Genomic DNA, 413 nt, shown 5'->3' with positions numbered 1-413 from the left:
AGGCGCAGGCGCAAGGCATCGGCCAGAGACTGCGCTTCGCATGAGCGCGCTCGTCCTCACCGGAACCGGCGTCGGCGTTGGCGATGTCGCTGCGGTCGCCCGCGATGGGCGCAAGGTGGAGATCGGACCCGATGTCATCGACAGGCTGGAGAAGGCACGAAAAGTGCTCGACCAGGCTGCAGCGTCCAGCCAGCAGATCTATGGCTTGAACACCGGGCTCGGCGCCAATCTCGGCACTGCTGTAGAGGGCGATGCCGGAGCCTTCCAGCGCCAGTTGCTGGAGGGACGCAGCGGCGCCGTCGGCGAAGGATTGCCGGTCGATGCCGTGCGGGCAAGCATGGCCGCGCGTGCAGCGATGCTGTCGGTTGGCGGATCCGGCCTTTCGTCTTCCGTCTTCGTTGCTTTGCTCGACG

The 413-nt window shown here is 66.6% G+C and carries 1 protein-coding gene; it reads left to right on the top strand.

Annotation, left to right across the window (positions count from 1 at the left end):
- Positions 1 to 40: 40 nt before the first annotated feature.
- Positions 41 to 413: aromatic amino acid lyase (locus tag EOA16_RS32450; RefSeq protein ID WP_164754460.1), on the top strand; the 373-nt coding region annotated here is incomplete at its 3' end.

Origin of the sequence: Mesorhizobium sp. M7A.F.Ca.US.008.03.1.1, from assembly GCF_003997495.1 — a bacterium.
Lineage (GTDB): Bacteria > Pseudomonadota > Alphaproteobacteria > Rhizobiales > Rhizobiaceae > Mesorhizobium.
The sequence above is the reverse complement of the archived record's forward strand: the minus strand, read 5'-3'. Positions and strand labels throughout refer to the sequence as shown.